Source organism: uncultured Thiocystis sp., assembly GCF_903866365.1.
Classification (GTDB): Bacteria; Pseudomonadota; Gammaproteobacteria; order Chromatiales; family Chromatiaceae; genus Chromatium.
This window is the reverse complement of sequence record NZ_CAIPNF010000318.1, coordinates 1-15,144: the sequence shown is the minus strand read 5'-3', so window position 1 is coordinate 15,144 and position 15,144 is coordinate 1. Positions and strand designations below refer to the sequence as shown.

The following is a 15,144-nucleotide window of genomic DNA, read 5'->3' as shown; positions in this document are numbered from 1 at the left end:
GGATGCGTCTCCCGCGCATTTTCGTCGAGTCGCCCCTGAGCGCCGGATCCAGTCTGGCATTGCCCGCTGGTCCGACCCGCCATCTGACCCAGGTTCTGCGACTGACAGCCAACGCCCCGCTGATCCTGTTTAATGGCGATGGCCGCGACTATCACGCCCGCCTGATCGAGCCGAATCGCACGGCCGCGACCGTACTCGTCGAGGGTGCGAGCGAGCCGGAAATTGCCCCGCGACTGCGTATCCATCTGGCGCTTGGCGTTTCCAAGGGCGAACGCATGGACTATGCGATTCAAAAGGCGGTGGAACTCGGCGTCGCACGGCTCACGCCCCTGTTCACCGAACGCAGTCAGGTACGCCTGGATGGCGCACGCCTGGAACGGCGCCTGGAGCACTGGCGCGGCATCGCGATTGGCGCCTGCGAGCAGTCCGGGCGCCGACGGCTGCCGACGCTGGAACCGGCCGCCACGCTGGAACCCTGGTTGGCGACCGCGCCCGCTGGCGGTCTGCTGCTCGACCCCCTGGCGCCGCTGGCACTGACCGGGCTCCCCGCCCCGGAGACGGACGTGACTCTGCTGGTGGGACCGGAGGGCGGATTGAGTTCACGCGAACGCGAGCAGGCCCGACTCCAGGGCTTTCAAGGCGTGCGTCTGGGACCGCGCATTCTCCGCACCGAGACGGCGCCACTGGCCGCCATCGCGGTCATTCAGGCGCTGTGGGGGGATTTCCAGGAGGTTTAACCGGCACGCTCCGCCAGCAGAGAGTTGATCTCGTTAAGCAGTTCGGATTCCTGATACGGTTTACCGAGGTAGCGGTCCACTCCCAACTGCATGGCGTACTCGCGGTGCTTGGCCCCGGTGCGCGAGGTGATCATGATGATCGGCAGATCCCGCAGGCCATCGGAGCGGCGGATGTGACGCGCCAGTTCGTAGCCGTCCATACGCGGCATCTCGATATCCAGCAACAGCAGGTCGGGCATGCGCTCGTCGAGCAGGGTCAGGGCCTCGACCCCGTCCTTGGCCGTCAGCACTTCCATATTCTGACGCCGCAGCAAACGGCTCGTGACACGCCGGACGGTCAGCGAGTCATCCACCACCATCACACAGAGCGGCCCCTTCGTGGTCTCCACCGCCGCGGCAGCCGGCCGATAGAGCTGAGCCGCGCCGGATCGCAGCAGCGCCAGGGCGTCGAGGATGAGCGCGACCCGTCCATCCGGCAGGATGGTCCCGCCGCTCAGCCAGCGCACGCCGGCAAGCTGCGGTCCCAGTGGCTTGACCAGGATTCGCTGACTTTCGAGCAGGCTGTCGACATGCAGTGCCACCCGTTGCTCGCCGAGCCGGATCATCAGCAGCGGCAGCCAGCGCCGTTCGCCGAGATCGGGCTCGTGCGTGGGATCGAGCACGCCGCCCAGATAGACCACCTTGTAGCGATTGCCGCGCGAGGTGAATTCGGTCGCCTCGCCCCGGTAGATGGCCAGCAGATCCTCGCGGCCGATACGGCCCGCCGCCTCCACCGTGCTGTGCGGCACGGCATAGATGTTGTCCCCCGCGGAGACCAGAAACGCCTCGATGATGGCCAGCGTCAAGGGCAGCCGGACGGTGAAGCGGGCGCCCTGGCCGGGGACCGATTCCAGCGCGATCGAGCCATTGGCAACCTTGATCTCGGAGGCCACCACGTCCAGACCGACGCCGCGCCCCGAGATCTGGGTGACTTTGCCGGAGGTCGTAAAGCCGGGTTCGAGGATGAATTGCAGCAGCGCCTCGTCCGGCAGGATGGTCTGGGGCGCCAGCAGTCCGCGGGCGATCGCCTGTTGTCGAATGGCGGCGAGATCCATGCCCTTGCCATCGTCGCTCAGGCTGATCACCGCGTCATTGCCTTCGCGGTGCAACGCGAGCGTCACCTTGCCTGTCGCCGGCTTGCCGTTCGCGATGCGGGTGTTGGAATCCTCCAGGCCGTGATCCACCGCGTTGCGCAGCAGGTGTTCGAGCGGTGCCACCAGCCGATCCAGGATGGTGCGATCCAGTTCCACCTCGGGACCGATCACCTCCAGGCGCGCCGACTTGCCGAGGGTGTCGGCGGTCTGGCGCACCAGGCGATGCAGACGCGGAACCACCTGGACAAAAGGCACCAGCCGGGTGCGCAGCAGTCCGTCCTGAAGATCGTCGGCGATGCGCGCCTGCTGGGTCAGCAGATCCGTGAATTCGCGCTGATAGCCGCCCAGCATTTCCTTGACGCTGACCAAGTCGTTGACGGTCTCCGCCAGGCTGCCGGAAAGCTGCTGGAGTCTTGAGAAGCGGTCCATTTCAAGCGGATCGAACTCGCCGTCATACCCGCGTGCTTCTTCCTCGCGCTGACGCTCGCGCTCGCGCTCGAAGCGATGCATGATCTGAGTCTGCGTTTCGATCTCCAGCAGTCGGAGTTGCTCACGCAGGCGCGCGACGGTCTGGTCGAGTTCTCCCAGGCCAAAACCCAACAATCCATTGCGTTGCGTCAAACGCCCGCGGTAGATACTGATCTCGCCGGCGTGGTTGACTAATCGGTTCAGCAGATCGGAACGCACCCGGATCTGTGGACTGGCGGGAAGTGCCGCAGGCCCCTCGACTCCGCTCGGGGCAGGCCCTTCGCGGAAGCTCGCCAGATCCGCGAATTCCTCTTGGGGGATCGCTCCGACGAGCCGGAACGGCGCGGCCGGCGGCAAGGCCGCTTCCACCGGCGTTTCGGGGACGCCCGGAATCTCCAGCGGCGAACGGCCAAGCGCCTCGATCAGGGTCGTCATGCGCCGGAGTGGCGCTCCCTGCTCCAATGTGTCGACCTGCGCCGAGAGGGTGTCCACGGCACGCTGGGTCAATTCGAGCGTCGTCTCATTGACAGCGCCCGGATCTTCGCTCAATGCCTTCAGGCGGGTTTCCAGTGCGTGACTGAGATCGCCGATGGCCGCTACCCCGGACAGGCGCGCGCTCCCCTTGAGCGTGTGCAGGAGACGATTGATGCCATCCAGCGCACCAAGGTTCTGGGGAGTCAATTGCCATTCGCGGAATTGCGTGTCCAGTTTGTCGAGCAGATCCCGCGCGTCTTCCAGGAATAAACTGACCATTTCCGGATCGGGCACCGGCATGACGTCGGTCGGTTCCGCTGTCTCCAGCTCGCCTTCGTATTCAGCCACCGACCGCCAACCGCCTGCATCCTGTTCGACGGCCGCCGCGGGATGCCGCGGCGAGTCGTCGAGAGCGGTCTCTGGCGGAATGAGATTCTCGCGCAAAGGTTCCGACTCGAGTGGCACCTCGATCTGGAGAGCGTCGATTGCCGCGGGGATTTCGATCTTGTCGTCCGCCAGAACGGGCGGCTCAAGTTGGGCGATCTCGGCGGCAAGGCTCACCAGGGCCGCCGCGCCGGCACCCAGGGCGGGCAATTCGTCGACACGTTCTCGAATGGCGTCGACAGCACGTCCGATGAGGGCCAGCAGACGCGCATCCAGCACGCCGCCCAAGGCCAGCAGGGGTTTGATGCATTGCTCCAACCCCTTGGTCACCGTGGCAATGGAGTCGATGCCAGACATTCGCGCACTGCCGGTCAGGGTATGCAAGGCGCGTCGGGTCGCTTCGTCCACCCTGGCGTCACCCGCCTCGGCTCGCCGAAGAAAGACCTGCAATTCGTCAAGATGCTCGTAAGTTTCCGCCTGGAAGATCCGCAGCAATTCTTCATCGGCGACGAACAGACTGTCGTGGTCGGTCACCTGATCCGCGAGATCCGCCAGCTCCGCGCCCACCAGTTCGACTGGCGGCCCGGCCGGTTCGATCACGGTCACGGGCTCTTGACCAGCAGCAAAGCCGGACGTCTCCCGCAACCGATTAGCGCGCGAGACGAGAGGATCGACGTCGAACTGAAGACCCTCGGACTCGGCCGTGACAAGACCGGGCAACAGTCTCACCGCCTCTGCCACGCAGCTCAGGATGTCCTCGGTGGGGAACGCGTGCTCTTCCATCAGACGATTGAGCAGAAACTCGATCGCCTGAGCAAACTCGGCTACCTGCAGTGCTCCGACCAGTCGGCCGCTGCCCTTGAGGGTATGGAAGCTGCGCCTGAGTGTGGCCAGGGCGGAGACATCGTTGGGATTGGACTCCCAGCGTGCAAACTGGATCTGAGCCGAGGCGGTTTCCTCGCGGGCCTCCTCCATGAAGATATCGAGAAATTCCGTCTCGTCATCGTCGGAAAACTCCGATTCGATCAAGCCGGGGACGGTCTCCGAAGCAGGTTGATCCGGGATGGATACCTGGGAGTCGGGGACGATGCCGGAATCGAGAGGGAGATCAAGCTCAAGGGGCAGCTCAACATCGGTAGAAGCTGCCATCGTGCCGGTTGGCTCTTCGAGCGAAAGCGCCAGGGTTGGTCCAGGCTCGGACTGAAGGGCGCGAATAGACTCGCCCCCGCGCTCGATCAGGCTGCCGCCGAAGGGCATCGCCTCCTGGAGATGACCAAGATAGAGTTCGAGTGCTGCGACGGCATCGGCAAGATGCTCGAATTCGGCATCCGTGAGAGTCCGCCCGACCTTGATATAGCGATTTTGGACCAGTTCGCCGATCGAATCGGCAAGCTCCGCAGCCGGAATCTCGCCGAGAATGGCCAAGGCGCCGGAGACACTGAGAAGATGTTGCTTCACCGGGCTCAGGGCATCCAGCGTGCCCTGTTCGGCATGGCAGCCAGCAATGGCCTCCTTGACTCGCACCAGTTCGTAACCCGCTTCGCGCAACGTGGCCGCGGTGAGTTCGGACAGATCCATCTCGGGCACGATGATCTGTTTGGCCCGCGTCGAGCGATGGCTGGCATGGGCGAGCAGAACCGCCTCGATGCCAAGCAGTTCCATGGCCTGCGACTCCAGCCGCGCCTGGTCTCTCGCCATCTCGTCGCGCGCCGAGCCACTGAAATCATTGGCAAGCGTGCGCAGGCGCTCCGACAGGTTGCCAACGTCAGCCACGTCCAGGGTGTCGGCGAGACGACACAGGCGCGCGCTGAAAGCATCCCACGCGTCGCGATCGGTCGGCTCCTCGCGCGTCAGCAGATCGAACTGCTCTTTGAGCTGGGAGAACTCGCTTAACAGCGAGCCTGCAAGCTCGGCGAGCGCGACATCGCCACCAAAGCCCTCCATGTCTTCGCGTGGCGGGAACGTACCGGACCGATCTGGACCATACCAGGACCGCAGCCGGGCAACGGCCGGAGTGCTGACCGCTACCGCGGAAAGACTATTCAGGAGATGTTCGATGAGTAACAGTACATCAACGTCCGGCCACTGCGGCGGCTTTTGGGCCAACGGCTTCAAGACCCGATCGATATGCCCCATCAATGAGCGCGTTGTGGCATCGGTGGCCAGACGTTCGTCCCGCACGGCTTCGGCAAATGCCTCGCTGAGAAAAAACAGGTCGGCGAGCACACCCTCCTTGAGGTAGCCGTGCAGATGACGAAAGAGACTTCCGAGACGGGTCAGGCCCTGATTGTCAGGACCGCCCCGATACCACTCGACCAGATAACGGTGATATTGAGGCCGTACCTGACGCACGACCTCGGCCAGAGTCTCCAGCGCCTCGGGCCGCCATTGAGCATCGCCGTCGGTCTCCGCTGCCGCGAACGTCAGGAGTTCGGAATGGGTCAGTGGCAGGTCATTGCAGGCAGCGCGAACCTCATTGATGATCGACCAGAGGTTCAATGGGCGTTCGTCGACGCCGGCATCCAGGCTGTCGAGGTGACTGTTCAACTGAGCAAGCGCCTGACCCATCACCCGCGCGATCGCGTGAAAGTCCTGTGTGTCTTCCGCCTCGAACGCCGTCGAATCGCCTTCGTTGAGGCACTCGGCCAGCCGGGTCATCTCTTGCACCAGGCGCGCAGGCAGATTCAATTGCAGCGCCAGCAGGACGCCCTGCACCTGTTCCAGGGCTTGAATGGCAGCCGCCAGATTCCCCGGCGAGTGAGAGGCACCTCCGGCTTCGACCAAGTCACGCACTGGACGCAGGGTCGCGGCGATCTCGCCCTTGACCCACTTGAGACCTTCAACCACCTTTTTTTCTGCCATGGACCCGCTACTCGTGGTCAGCCTGTCCGTTAGGGAAGCCGGAAACCTGCCACCGACCGCTGCAATTCGATGGCCAGGTTGGCGAGTTCCTCGACCGAGTCCGCCGCGCGGCGCGTGCCATCCGTGTTCTCCTCGGTGATGGCGCGAATCGCCTGGACCGTATCGTTGATCTCGGCGGACTGCCGGGACTGACGCTGGGAGGAATCGGAAATGCGCTTGGTCAGATCGGCGATGTAGGCCGAGACGTTCTCGATCTCGCGCAGCGCCTCGCCCGCGTTCTCGGCCAGGTTGGCGCCTTCGACCACGCCGGCGGTACTGGCCTCCATGGAACTGACCGCCTCGTTGGTATCCGCCTGGATGGTCCGCACCAGCACCTCGATCTGCTTGGTGGCGTTGCGCGAACGCTCGGCGAGGCGCTGTACCTCGTCGGCGACCACCGCGAAACCGCGTCCGGCCTCGCCCGCCATCGCCGCCTGCATGGCCGCGTTCAACGCCAGGATGTTCGTCTGATCGGCAATGTCGTCGATCAGCTCGACGATCTCGCCGATCTCCTGCGAGCTTTCGCCCAACCGTTTGATACGCTTCGAGGTTTCCTGAATCTGCTCGCGGATCGCGTCCATGCCCTGAATGGTATCGCGCACCGTCTGGGCGCCGCGTCCGGCCACTTCCACCGAACGGGACGCCACCTCGGCGGACTCGCCGGCATTGCGGGCCACTTCGTCGATCTGGACCGTGAGCGACTGCACGGCCGCCGAGGCCTGGGTGATCTGCAACGATTGCACGCTGCTCGCCTCGGCGAGCCGCATGGCGATCGCGCGACTCTCCTGCGCCGAGTGCGTCACCCTGGCGGCAGTCGTGTTGATGGTGGTCACCAGGCTGCGCAGGGCCTCGATCGCGTAGTTGATGGCGTCGGCGATGGCGCCTGTCTTGTCCTCGGTGACCGTGGCCTCGACGGTCAGATCGCCACTGGCGAGGTCGCCCATTTCATCGAGCAGACGCAGGATCGCGCCCTCGTCGCGCTCGGTCTGGGCGGTCGAGAGTTCCTCCCGGCGCTTGGCGTCGCGTAAAGTCAACAGGGTCAAGAGAACGAGGCTCAGCACGGCGATGGCGCCGAACAGCAGAACCGCGCCTTGGCCAATGGGGATGCCAGCCACCGTGAAGTATCTTCCCCTCATGCCAGTGTCGGACATCAGGGCCTGCAATGACGTTTCCAGCCGAAGTCCCTCGGTCTCCAGGCTCGGCAGCCGGTCAAGCGCTGGCTGAACCGCTTGCATCGATTCCAGCAGTTTTTCGGCCGACGCGCGCAGGGTGTCGAAGAGGCGCTTCGTTTCGGCGAGCGCGGAACGGGTGCCGGCACTCGACGCTGAACCGCTCCGGGATGCTTCGATCAGGTCGTCGAGCGTGGCAGCGAACGCGTCGATGCCCGCCGAAAAATCCTTGATCGTTTGGGAGGCTAGCGGATCGCCCGCCAGGAATTGCGCAAGCGCCGCGCTCATGCGCTCCAGCCGGGCCGTTTGCAGACCGGCCTGAAGCGCCTGAGCGGGTGTGGCGGTCTCGGCGATGTCCCGCTGCGCCGCCGCCATCTTCTCGCTGACTTGCGGCAAGACTGCCTGCACATTCTCGATGTGTTCGCGCAGAGCAAGCAGACGAGTCTTCTCGGCCAGAATCCCTTGGGCGGCGGCGCTCACCGCGGTCCAGGATGTCTCGGCTTGCGTCACGCGATCCCTGATTGGCGCCACCGAGCCAGCGGCGTCGCCGATCAGGGTCGCAAGACTGGCCTGCAATTGCTCGTGCGCCTGGCGCATCCGCTCAAGGGCGTCGCTGTCGCCCCGCGACGCCTCGCGCGCAGCGTCGACCAGATTCCGTGCCTCGATCGTCCGCGTGGCCGCGGCGAGGGACTGCCGCCGATTCGATGCGTCGACATTGCTCAGTTGAAGATCGCTCAGCAACGCCAGCGCGGCAAAGACCAACGCGACCAACAACCACGCCGGCGTCGTCCAATGCGTGCCTCCCAGGAACCGTCCCGCCGCAGTCTTGTTCAAAGTCATGTCAATTGGCTTCGCCATCTAGTGCCGACTCCCGATGCGTTGTTTTCTTGCGAATATCCATTGAATATCCTGGCCACGCCTAGCGGTCCATGACGTGCTTTTCAGGCTCGATCAAGCAACCTCGACCACCGAGCAAACTCCCCGCCGAGGTCGCTCGCGCGCGCCTAAACCATGGCCGCGTTGAACAGTGGATCGGCAATCAGACGACCCAGCCGGACGACCGGAACCGGCGCACCGTCGAGCAGAAACGAGGCATCGACGTAGGGTTCGCTCGCGCCCAGTCCGCACGGCACCTCGGCGACCCGGTCGCCGCGTTTGATGTAGCGCATGCCGATCGCCTCGGAGACGACCAGACCGCAGGGCAATTCATCCTGCCTCACCACCAGCACGCGCTCGCGACCGCGGCTTTCGCGGCGGCGATCCGAGCCAGACTCCTGGATTCTGCCCTGAAGCCGGGGTTGCCCCCCTTCGATAAAGGCGCCCAGATGGAAGATTGGCAGCAGGATTCCGCGATTATTCGCGACGCCGAGCAGCCACGGCCGGGTACCCGGCACCCGTGTAATGTCGCGCGGCAGCTCAAGGACTTCGGCAATCTGCTCCAGCGGCGTCAAAAAGGGCTGCGCGCGCACCAGAAACAAGACCGCCGCCCAGCTATCGGGCGGTTTGGTGTCGTCCGGCAAGCCAGCGGCACGCGCCCGACAGCGTGCGTCAAGATCGCGAATCAGCGCGTGCAGGTCGGTTCTGGAACGGTTGGTGCGCGCCATTTGCGTCAGGCGCCCAAAAGGATGCGAATCCGTTCGAGGAGCAGTTGGCGATCCACGGGTTTGACCAGGTAGTCGTTGGCGCCTTGACGCAACCCCCAGGTGCGGTCCGTTTTCATATCCTTGGTCGTCACCATGATGATGGGGATATCCGCAGTTTCCACGTCGCCACGCAGAATCCGTGTCGCCTGAAAACCGTTCAGAACCGGCATGATGACGTCCATCAGAATGACGTCAGGATGGAGGCGGCGCGCGGCGTCGACGCCTTCCTCGCCATTCGCCGCGGTTTCGACCCGGTATCCGGCCTTGGTGAGCGTATTGAAAAGGATGCGCGTCTCGGTGGGCGAATCGTCGACCACCAGCACGGTTGCGGTCACGGATGAGACGCTGGTAGCACTCACGTCCTGAGCTGGCGGGTTTGCGTTCGGGTTTAAGCGTCTCATGGTGTGCCTAAGGCTTGTCAGCGAATGGTCCTTGCTCATGAACGAGGTCGTATCGACACAGCATCCGCTTGCGCAAATTCCTGGCCGGTTGTTGGCTGACAGGTATTCAGGAGTCGGAGGGGCTCCGTCCGTCCGCCAACCCGGAGCGGGGTGGGGTGGATTGTCCCAGATTGCCTCGCACTGCCCGCAGCAGTTCCTCGCCGGTAAAGGGCTTGGACAGATACATCTGCGCGCCCACCAGCCGCCCCCGGGCGCGATCGAAGAGTCCATCCTTGCTCGAGAGCATCACCACCGGCGTATGCCGCAACGCGGAGTTACTCTTGATCAGCGCGCAGGTATGGTAGCCATCGAGTCGCGGCATCATGATGTCGACAAAGACCAGCTCAGGTTTGAAGCTGACGATCTTGCCGAGCGCCTCAAATCCATCCTCCGCGACACAGACCTCGAAGCCGGCCTTGACCAACAGGTTTTCCGCCGTGCGGCGGATGGTTTTGCTGTCATCGATCACCAGGATCCTGGCGCCACGCAAGTCACGATTCTCTACATGGTCCGTCACGGTTGCGGCCCCTTGCCGAGGCAAATTGTAAGACGGCTATACATAGCTGGGATTTGTACCATGGTCGAGGCGGTGCGTCGATGCGAACGGCGTCACCATTCCGCAAATAGGCGACACAACATGCCTAGCGACCGGGCTTCCGGATACGGCAGGATGCCCGGCGCCTTCCAATGATCCGTGATCCTAGAGTCAAGCGATGTGGCATGCAAGCCCGAGCGAATGCACTGACAAACGACTGGCGGCTGAAGTACACTGCCAGCATGTCCATCGAGATCGGTTTTGCGATGGATCCGATCGGATCCATCAACATCAAAAAAGACAGCACCTTCGCCATGATGCTGGCCGCGCAACGGCGTGGCTGGACACTCTGGTATCTGGAGGTTGCCGACCTTTACCTGCTCGACGGTTGCGCCATGGCGCGCCTGCGGACCATCGAGGTCACCGACGACCCCGGCGGCTGGTATCGTTTCGGGACGGAGGAAACGCGCCCGCTCGCCCGGCTCGATGCCCTGCTGATGCGCAAGGATCCGCCGTTCGACATGGAATACATTTTTACGACCTACCTTCTGGAGCAGGCCCAGCGCGAGGGCTGTCTGGTGGTCAATCATCCGCGCAGCCTGCGCGATGCGAACGAAAAAGTCTTTACGTCCGCTTTCCCTCAGTGTACGCCACCCACGCTGATCACCCGTCGCGCGCTCGATATCCGCGCCTTCCACGCGCGCCATCGGGACATCATTCTGAAACCCCTCGACGGCATGGGCGGTGCGTCGGTGTTTCGGGTCTGCCAGGACGATCCCAATTTGAGCGTCATCATCGAGACGCTGACGAATTTTGGCCGACGGTTCTGCATGATCCAGCGTTTCATTCCCGACATCCGCGACGGCGACAAAAGAATACTGATGGTCGATGGCGAACCCGTGCCCTACTGTCTGGCGCGCATCCCCGCCCCAGGCGAAACCCGCGGCAACCTCGCCGCCGGGGCCAGCGCCGAGGCACGCCCATTGACCGAGCGGGATCGCTGGATCGCCGGGCAGGTTGGCCCCGAACTCAAGGCGCGAGGCATCCTGTTCGCGGGCCTGGACGTCATCGGCGACTATCTCACCGAGATCAATGTCACCAGTCCAACCTGTATCCGCGAACTGGATGCCGCCAATCATCTCGACATCGCGGGAGATTTGATGGAATGCATCCAGGCTCGACTGAGCGGCATCCAAGCTTGATCCGCGTCGCCCGCCCGTGAGAGCGGGCTCGCCTGATACAATGAAGATTGCGGCTGCCGCGGTTTAAGCGCGACTCAGCCAACCCCTAGCCTTGAGGCGACACCATGCTGTCTGCATTGTCCCCCGCGACCGATCCTGGCGTGAACCGTTCGATGCGTCGACGAATGCTCCTGATCGTCCTGATCGTTTTGCTCGCGCTGACCGCTTGTAAAGACCGGTCTCCAGTCATCGTCACTCGCTTCACGGCGTTCGGAACCCAGGTCGACGTGAGTCTGGTGGGTGTCGGCAAGGCGCAGGCGAAACAGGCCACGGACCGGATCGAGCAGGATTTTGCCTACCTCGAACGCGACTGGCATGCCTGGAATCCCGGCCCCATGACTCGCGTCAATCGACTGCTCGCAACCGGCCAGCCATTCGTCGCGCCGCCCTCCATGCTGCCATTGGTGCGTCTTAGCAAAACCCTAGCGGCGCGCAGCGATGGACTCTTCAATCCGGCCATCGGCTACTTGATGGAGCTGTGGGGATTTCAGGATGACCGGCTGGGCAGCCGTCCGCCGCCATCTCCCGATCGGATTGCGCGCCTGGTCAAGGCCAACCCGACCATGGCGCAGATCGACATCGACGGTCTTGATCTGCGCGGCCATAACGCCGCGCTGAGCCTGGATTTCAACGCAATCGCCAAAAGCCATGCGATCGACCTGTCCATCCGGCAGCTGATGGAAACCGGGATCGACAATGCACTGATCCAGGCCGGTGGGCATCTACGCGCCATCGGCGACCGTGCCGGCCAGCCCTGGCGGATTCCGATTCGCCGCCCCAACGGTTCGGGCGTCTTCGCCATCCTGCCGATCCGGGGCAATGAGAGCGTGGCCACGATCGCCGAATATGACCGCAATTTTCTGTTCGAGGGCACGCTGTACCATGATGTCATCGATCCGCGCACCGGCTCGCCGGCCCAGGAAACGCGGGCGGTCACCGTCATCCACGACGATGCGACGACGGCGGCGGCCGCCGCCACCGCGCTCTTCATCGCCGGGCCGAAGGACTGGCACCGGATCGCGGTCAACATGGGGGTGCGCGATGTTCTGCTGATGGATCGTCAGGGCCGGGTGCGGATGAACCCGGCCATGGCGGAACGCATCGAACGTGTGGATGACCAGGATGAAATCGTGTTGAGCGCGCCGCTGCAAATGACCGCCGAGTCTTCGAAAACCCAATTGCAATGACCCTCTCCAGTGACCCGAACGCGCCGAGGACGCTGCCGCGTCTCCTGACTGCCGCGGATGGAGGCCGCGTGACGCCGGCCTTCGCCCCGGCGCTCATCGGCGCCGGATTGATCCACCTGCTCGCGATCCTGCTGGTGCCTGTCGCTCCACCGAAGCCGGAACCAATCCCGGAAACGGCTCTCGAGGTTCTGATTCTGAACGCCGCCGGATCGGCGATCGTCCAGCCATCGCCAGACGCGGCACTCGCGAGACAGAATCAGTTGGGAGAATCGCCCCGCGGCGATTCCGCTACGACGATCCGGTCTGACCAGGCGCGGCAACCCAGCGACGACCCAGCGCCAGCGGCGAATCAGACCATCGCGGAGACCCGTCCGGAGAGCGTTTCCGCCGAGCCGCCCATTCCGGATGAGGCGGCTCAACCGTCGGTCGACCGCAACGACATTGTCCCGGAGCCGCCATCGCGGGAGCCTGTCGCGCGGGATGATCCAGCGGTGCTCGCCACCAGGGTCGAGCCCACGCGGGAGCCTCGACCGCCGCCCGACACTCTGTCGCGACGGCAGACTCCCGCGGACACGGCCAGCATCCTCGCCAGCCAGGGTTCGGAGATTGCGCGCCTGACCGCCAGCCTGGAGACGCGGGCATCCGACCACGCAAATCGCGTGCGCCGCAAATCCATCAGCGCCAGCACCCGCGAATTTCGCTATGCCAGCTATCTGGGTGCGTGGGCGCGGAAAGTGGAGCGCATCGGCAACCTCAACTATCCTCAGGCGGCCAAGGAGGAGCAGCTCTATGGCAGTTTGATCCTGCATGTCGCGCTGCGCTCGGACGGCAGCGTGGAACGCATCCGCGTGGTGCGCTCCTCCGGCCTGGATCTGCTGGATCAGGCCGCGATCCAGATTGTCGAACTAGCTGCGCCCTATTCGCCCTTTCCGCCGGACATCGCCGCCGAAACCGATGTGCTAGACATCATCCGCACCTGGCAGTTCATGCGGGGCGGCGTTTTGGGCTGGGAGCGCTAAATAGAGCAGCCAGCGGCCAGCGCAGGGCCATCGAAGACTTGGCAGTTTTTTGCCTCAATCAGCCGCTCATTACGCTTGGTTATTGGAATTGCCCAAAATACCGTTCCCGTCCGCTGAGCCCTCGTGCGCCATGGGTGCGTCCGCCGACGAGGAGCGAGGATGCGAAAGATGCGGCGGCGATGGCGACTCGTCCGCCGCCCAGCCCATCGTCAGCTCCAAGACGTCTCAGAAAACCTAACTCCAGCCCGTACACTTAAACGCATCCCATTACACACAACTTTCCGTGTCCGATAACTCCTTGGCATATTTGACCCCTGCGGCGAAGTCCATGATGCGCTGCATTCCCAGCCAAATCGTCTTCAGTCCAGGTTCGCCATCGCCCTTGCGTCCGAGAAATCCGCCGAGGCGGGCGATCAGTCGCATCACCTCGTTGAGACGCGGCGGCTCCTGGGGGATGGGCTTCTTGGCCAGGATGGACGCCGCCTGCCATTCCTCGGTTTCCAGCAACAACCCCGCGTCCAGATCGGGGACGGTACGCCCCAGGCGCATCCAGCGGGCGATGCGCCAGCTCACCACTAGGAACAGCGCCAGGGCGCGTTCGAGACGGGCCAGGGTGCCCAGTTGCAGGGCCTCGACGCGGCAGGCTTCCTTGAGGACCAAAAACAGCCTGTCGATTTCCCAGCGCGCCCGGTACCCGTCGATCAACTCGACGGCGGCCTCCAAGGTGGTGGCCTCGCGGTTGGTCAGTCGGCGCCACTCGATCGGCTTGACGCCGGGCGGGGCGTTGATTTCGCGGGCGATCACGCCAGTCGCCTCCAAGGTGCGGCGGCGTCCATCCGGGAGGGTGACCCGTTGCGCATAAAGCGGTTGATGGACCTCGCGCGCCTCCCGTCCGCGCCCCGCCGGCAGGACGAAGCGGATCTCGCCCAGCGGCTCGCCCGTGCCCACAAGCGATCACCCTCGGGCAACGCGCGGTTGTGCTTGGCGCGCAGCAACCAGTCAGCGGGGTTGCCCAAGTCGCGCGCGCCCCGCATCAGGTCCAACAGATCGCCTTCGCGATCGGCCACGTCGACCAGGCGCGTCTGCGGCAACTCGGCGGCCAAGTCCGCCACCCGCGCGTACCCCTCGCCCCAGCGCACGCGCTCCTTGATCCCCGGACGGGTTCCGTCTGGACCTTTCGGTTCCCGCGCCCACCTCCAGGCATCCACGACGCCCAACGGCTCGCGCTCGGGGGTGATGGCGTACGTCGGGTGCAGGGACATCCCGCGCGGCGCTTCAAAACTCAGCGGACCCAGTCCGTCGATCGCCTGTCCGTTGAAGTTCAGTTCGGTGGTGTCCTGCACGCACAGCACCACCGGCTGAGTCGCCATGCGCTCGCGGGTGCACTGACGATGCGGTTCAAGGATGTCCATCCAGTCGAACGTCTCCTGGGACAGAAAGCGGTACGCCGCCTGGGTTTCCGCCCCACCCGTTGCAGGCACCCGGAAGGCTTGCCGTGGGCCGCTCGGCCAGACGCTCCACCAACTGCACCGCCCGGCGGTCGCGACGCGCGTCGCCCAGATCGATCCCGCGAAATTCTTCTTCTGCCCAACCCATACGGCCCCCAATGAACGTGACGGTCAACAACCGATTTTACCGCACACGGGAAGTTGTGTGTAATGGTATGACTTAAACCTCATCACCTATCACTTTCTGGCAAACTGTGACGCTGAGGTCATGTTGAGGTGATTGGAGATCATGGGAAGCGTCAAACGATTGGCGGATGAAGTGGCGCGCGGGCTACGCGAGGTACACCCGCATTTGCGCAAGACGG

General features: G+C 64.0%; 9 protein-coding genes and 1 pseudogene. 4 read left to right on the top strand and 6 right to left on the bottom strand.

What is annotated here, in order from left to right:
• The first annotated feature begins 2 nt into the window (after positions 1-2).
• Positions 3-737: a 16S rRNA (uracil(1498)-N(3))-methyltransferase gene (locus QZY07_RS18100; protein WP_295405726.1), complete on the top strand. Its 735-nt coding sequence runs from the start codon at positions 3-5 to the stop codon at positions 735-737.
• Here the strand turns inward: QZY07_RS18100 and QZY07_RS18095 are convergent.
• From QZY07_RS18095 to QZY07_RS18075, 5 genes are all read right to left on the bottom strand, one after another.
• Positions 734-6,058 (bottom strand): Hpt domain-containing protein, encoded by a 5,325-nt coding sequence (locus tag QZY07_RS18095; protein WP_295405724.1) that lies wholly within the window; start codon positions 6,056-6,058, stop codon positions 734-736. The genes QZY07_RS18100 and QZY07_RS18095 overlap by 4 nt on opposite strands.
• 29 nt (positions 6,059-6,087) lie before the next feature.
• Positions 6,088-8,124, bottom strand: coding sequence for a methyl-accepting chemotaxis protein (locus QZY07_RS18090; protein ID WP_295405722.1), 2,037 nt, complete (start codon positions 8,122-8,124; stop codon positions 6,088-6,090).
• A gap of 146 nt (positions 8,125-8,270) precedes the next feature.
• Positions 8,271-8,870 carry a chemotaxis protein CheW gene (locus tag QZY07_RS18085; RefSeq protein ID WP_295405719.1) on the bottom strand — a complete coding sequence of 200 codons (600 nt, stop codon included), beginning with the start codon at positions 8,868-8,870 and terminating at the stop codon, positions 8,271-8,273.
• A gap of 5 nt (positions 8,871-8,875) precedes the next feature.
• Positions 8,876-9,310: a response regulator gene (locus tag QZY07_RS18080; protein WP_295405778.1), complete on the bottom strand. Its 435-nt coding sequence runs from the start codon at positions 9,308-9,310 to the stop codon at positions 8,876-8,878.
• A 106-nt stretch (positions 9,311-9,416) separates the two neighbouring features.
• Positions 9,417-9,866: a response regulator gene (locus QZY07_RS18075; protein WP_295405717.1), complete on the bottom strand. Its 450-nt coding sequence runs from the start codon at positions 9,864-9,866 to the stop codon at positions 9,417-9,419.
• 260 nt (positions 9,867-10,126) lie between these two features.
• Between QZY07_RS18075 and gshB the strand changes: the two genes are divergently transcribed.
• The 3 genes from gshB to QZY07_RS18060 all read left to right on the top strand — a co-directional run bounded on the left by gshB (position 10,127) and on the right by QZY07_RS18060 (position 13,331).
• Positions 10,127-11,086, top strand: coding sequence for a glutathione synthase (gshB, locus tag QZY07_RS18070; protein ID WP_295405776.1), 960 nt, complete (start codon positions 10,127-10,129; stop codon positions 11,084-11,086).
• Between the two features lie 164 nt (positions 11,087-11,250).
• Positions 11,251-12,312: an FAD:protein FMN transferase gene (locus QZY07_RS18065; RefSeq protein ID WP_295405715.1), complete on the top strand. Its 1,062-nt coding sequence runs from the start codon at positions 11,251-11,253 to the stop codon at positions 12,310-12,312.
• The gene (locus tag QZY07_RS18060) at positions 12,309-13,331 is read left to right on the top strand and encodes an energy transducer TonB (RefSeq protein ID WP_295405713.1); all 1,023 of its coding nucleotides are present in this window, start codon (positions 12,309-12,311) and stop codon (positions 13,329-13,331) included. Before QZY07_RS18065 ends, QZY07_RS18060 begins: the two co-directional genes overlap by 4 nt.
• Before the next feature lie 267 nt (positions 13,332-13,598).
• Here the strand turns inward: QZY07_RS18060 and QZY07_RS18055 are convergent.
• Positions 13,599-14,897, bottom strand: a pseudogene (locus tag QZY07_RS18055) (IS4 family transposase).
• Between the last annotated feature and the right edge of the window lie 247 nt (positions 14,898-15,144).